This window comes from Clostridium sp., from assembly GCF_051654825.1.
Classification (GTDB): Bacteria; Bacillota; Clostridia; order Clostridiales; family Clostridiaceae; genus Clostridium.
Genome location: NZ_JBOFYU010000148.1, coordinates 1 through 5,015, shown reverse-complemented (window position 1 = coordinate 5,015; position 5,015 = coordinate 1). Strand labels below are relative to the sequence as shown.

The window sequence follows — 5,015 nt, the reverse complement described above, 5'->3', positions numbered from 1 at the left end:
TACTTATTTAAATTATCAAACTTACCATAATAAGATTTTTTAACATCAAGTATATCATAAACTGTAATATTTATTGTCTTTTCTATAAGGTTATTATCACTATCTGAAACTTCATAAGTTACTTTGAAATTCCCTAACTTCCCTTCTTCATAGTTAGAAGATTTAATCTTAATTTTTGAAGTTAAATCTCCATCTTCTACATCATAAGCATTTATAGAATCTAATATATTTATTTCATCACCAATTTTATAAACCTTATCTTCAGCTATTATAGTAGGTTTAGTATTATTAGTAGTAAGTTTAGCCTCTGCCCATATTGTGTGATCTGCTGCATTTCCATTACCAGAATCAGTTGTTACTAATCTTAGTTCTTTAGCTCCAGATACATTAATATCTACATATTTATAATTATCTCCATCCTTAATTAATCCACTATCATATACCTTTTCTCCATCTAAATAAACTTCAAAAGTAGCTGATGCATTTGCTCCTGCTCCTGCTTGAATACCTACATAAGACTTAAATTTAGTATATCCTTGTCCTTCTATGCTATAAACTATACTTGAATTTGCATGAGCTCCCAATCCTTTTACATATGCTGATTCTATAGAGTCTCTATAAAGTTTTATTGGGCTTCCATCAGGTGCCTTATCCTTTTGTAATGTACGCCATCCTGTAGTTGCACTAACTTCTTTTATATCTGATAAATAATTTGCCTTACTAACAACCTCTACTTCTGAAATTTTTGTTTTAGTCGTTCCTTCTGATGTAATTTCATAAACAACTTCATAAAAACCTTTGCTTCCTGTATCTACAGTATTCTTTATTACTTTTACATCCCTAGCAATATCTTCATTCTTATAATTTAATGCTGATACATAATTTATTGGATTAAATATTGAGTTAAGTTCTACAGTTATATTTTCATCTACACTAATTCTTAGATCATGTAATTTGGCTGTTGCTTCACTATTTGGATTTATTTCTTTGTCATATGCTATAACTTTATACTCATGATTTTTACCTTCTATAGCTCCATTATCTACAAATGTATTTCCTGAAGTAAATCCTATAGTTTCACCATCTCTAAATATCTCAAATCCTAAAGTATTTTTAATATTTTCTTCGTCCATTTCTATCTGTAGTTTTACCTTATCATCCTCAGATTTAATTGAAGATATTGAGTAGTTAACCTTCTCTGTAAAGGCTCCTCCATTATCTAAATAAATCTTATCATTTATATACCATAATTTTTTAGTTGGTTTTGAATATTTTGATGTGTATTTTTTAACATCCTCACTTGCTCTTAATCCATGTCTTGCAAAATGCTCATATAAATCTAATTCTAAAACATCTGATGCTACTTTAACCCACTCATCATGTATTAATTCCCAACTTCCACCTTTAAAGCTACTTGCTCTAAATTTCCTTTCAAATTCTGGCCAAAACTCTTCATTATATAATTGTAATTGCCAAAGTGGAGCTATATGAGATAATAAACTTTTATCACTTTCTGGATAATATTCATTTTGTGAGTAATCATCTAATGCTACCTTTGGAAGGATATTTTTCTCCCATAAATTTTGTGCAGTTATTTTACTAGCCTCTCCATTAATTTTTTGAAAATGTAATGGTAATATATTATTAGTTACTTCACCAATAGTTCTATTATTAGTGTCAAAATTATGACCCATCTCGTGCATTAGTCCCCATCCAGTATTTACACCTAATAATGCACCTTGCTCATTTTTATTAACTCCAGTAATACCATTTCCAGCATTCATGAAGCCTCCATTATCTAGCCACTTAACCATAGATATATATCTAAAGTTAAAATCTGAATTTATTTCAGAAGATTCATCAAATCCCCAAAATCTCATAGTTTCCTTTATTACTTCATCAGATTTATTAGCTGTATAGCTTGGTAATTTATTATTGTTTTTATACCAATCTAAGGCATAAGTTGCTTTAACATTTACTAATGTCTTTTCGCTAAATACATCAAATACATCTGGAAGAGATGCATCTTCACTTAATAACTGTACATATTCTTCTAATTCCCTTATTACATCATTATCATTATCTATACCTTTTATGTAATGTGGATATCTTTCTGCACCTTCTATTCTAATTTTAGGCATTCTTCCTTGTTCCTCTGGAGTATATGGGTTACTTGTATATAATACTCCTGCTTTTGAAGTTCCTGGTCTTAATTCATCTGATGATAGCTCAGGTATTGTTATAGTGTTCTTCCCATTACTTAACTTAATATGAACTTGTCCATTATGTTGACTATCCATTTGTTTAAAAACTATTTCTGGAGTTGGCTTTCCGTTTTCTACATCAACATATACATTTATTACATCTCCTGATTTAACTCTATAACCTGTTGGCTGCCAATCTTGAAAATTCCATACTTTTCTTTTTTGAGATTCTTTTATAGAATTTCCTCTACTTTCTAACTTCCATACTGTATTTGATAACTTATTAGGATTAGATACAATTTCTTTTGCTAAATTTAATCTTTCTTTATATTCATTATATAAAGGATGACTTTTTGCTCTATTATCTAAATCATTTAATTTATCAATATTATTAAATTCCTCTATAACACTAGACATTGTGTTATCTACAAAGATTCTATTTACTTCCTCATCTATTTTATCTTCCTTGTAAAGCATAAATTCACTTGCTGATGCCCAATTTTCATTTGCTTCAGTAAATACAAATTTTACTCTTCTAAATTCAGTTGGCTTAAACTTTATTTGGATTAAATCATTAGTTACATTATGACTTCCATTAGCAACCTTCTTAAAAGTATCTCCTGTAGTAGTAGTAGATGCATATATTTCAAAACTCTTTGCAAATCCTTTTCCACCATTTCTAGCTTTATAAATAATTCTATCTAATACAACTGAATCATGTAGATTTATTATTACCTCATTTTTAAAATTGTTACTATTAGGATTTCCTGTTTCCCAATGAGTATCTATATTTTCATCTATAGCATATTTAATACTTGATGATCCATAATTTCCACCATTATTTGTTATAGACTTTATATTTGAATTTGGCATTTTAAATTCTTTACTATAAGCATCTCTATATTCTGTGTAATATGTATTAAATTTTGATACTTCAGCTTCTTCGCTTTCAATATCACCTTTATCCATTACTAATGCTTTAGCATTTTCTAAAGATTCTTTATATTCTTTATATAACGGATGATTTTTTGCTTTTTCCTCTAACTCTTCTATTTTCTCTAATGTATTAAACTCTTCACTTACTTTGCTTAAAGAATCGTCTACAAATAAATTTTCCATAGAATCTGCAATCTTATCTTCTTTGTATAAAATAAACTCAGAAGCACTTGCCCAGCCTTGATTTGCTTTTACAAACTTAAATTTTATTCTTTTAAACTCTGTTGTATTAAATTTTATTTCTATAATATCTCCTGTAGATCCTAAGTAACTTCCACTACTAACTAATTTAAAATCATCATCACTTGATGTTGTAGATGCATATATTTCAACTTCCTGTGCAAATCCTTTTCCTTTTGCACCATCTTGTCTTGCTGCATATACTATTCTGTTTAAAGCAGTAATATCATTTAATTCAATTATTACTTCATTTGTAAAATTTGAAGCATTAGCTCTACCTGTTTCCCAAAAGGTATTAAAATTACCATCTATAGCTTTATTAATATATGATTGTCCATAATTACCACCATTATTTGTTATAGCTTTTATATTTGAATTATCAACTTTAAACATTTCATCATATTTACTTAAATTTTCACTTCCAAATAAACTAAACTTCTTTATTTTAGCCGTAGTAATTTCGCTTTCCTCTTCCCCCTCTTTACTTTCAGTAATTATTTCTTTACTTTTTATTTCTTCTGCTAGTACCGTTATAGGTGCATTTAGAAGATTAACCACTGTTGTAGCTAGAATTATTCCAGCTAGCTTTCTTTTTAACATATACTATCCCTCCTGATTTTATAGATATCCTCAGAAGTACAATAAAAAAAAGCTACTCAAAAAGAGTAGCTATAGTTACTAAAGTTATTTTAATATTAGAGTTTAACATACTATAAATACATAGAATAATATATTATTCTATGCTAAATAATATTAAATAATCTAAATTATTTAACTTAAACAAAAAGTATAATTGTACTCTTTGGCAACTGGCTGACATAGTTAAAATTTAACCTAAGTCCCTATAGCTTTGCGTCACTAGATTTCCCTAGCTTTGCCTATTCTATTTTCATATTAATTATAACTTAATAAACATTATTTGTGAATATCTTTTTTCTTTTTATGAATACGAATATTTTTTTCAACTCATTCTACTCTGACCAATCTATATCCAACACCTATATGAGTTTGTATATAAGCTTCTCCTGATATGTCTTTTTCGAGCTTCTTTCTTAATGTCGCCATAAATACTCTTAAGGATGGTATATCACTTTGATTAACACTTCCCCATACTTCTTTTAAGATAAATGTATGAGTTAATACCCTTCCAACATTTTTAGCTAAAAGGCAGATAAGCTTGTACTCAATTGGAGTTAAATGTATTTCTTTATCATCTATAAAAACACATCCTGAAAAATAATTTATTTTAAGTTTACCATTTACAAATTCTTGACTATTTTTATCATTACTATTATCGTAGCTAATCTTTCGTATAGCTACCCTTATTCTAGCTAGTAACTCATTTACACTAAATGGCTTAGTTAAGTAATCATCAGCCCCTAAATCTAGTGCTTCTATTTTATCTCTATCTTCACTTCTTGCACTTACTACTATAATAGGGCATCTTGACCATAATCTTATTTTCTTTATAATATCTACTCCATTGCAATCTGGTAATCCTAAATCTAAAATAATTATATCTGAAGGATTAGTTGTAGCTGACAACATAGCTTGTTCTCCATCTTTAGCTATATTACATAAATAGGAATTAGCTTCTAATGTAGCCTTCATAAAATTTCTTATTGCTTTATCATC

General features: G+C 28.2%; 2 protein-coding genes and 1 riboswitch. Both genes read right to left on the bottom strand.

Features of this window, described 5'->3' with window-relative positions; genetic code table 11:
- Positions 1-3,980, bottom strand: a 3,980-nt coding sequence (locus ACRDBA_RS09020; RefSeq protein WP_438572592.1) for an NPCBM/NEW2 domain-containing protein, incomplete at its 3' end; no start/stop codon positions are given.
- A 201-nt stretch (positions 3,981-4,181) separates the two neighbouring features.
- A riboswitch (cyclic di-GMP riboswitch) is annotated at positions 4,182-4,269 on the bottom strand.
- Positions 4,270-4,346: 77 nt separating this feature from the next.
- Positions 4,347-5,015: response regulator (locus ACRDBA_RS09015; protein WP_438572591.1), on the bottom strand; the 669-nt coding region annotated here is incomplete at its 5' end.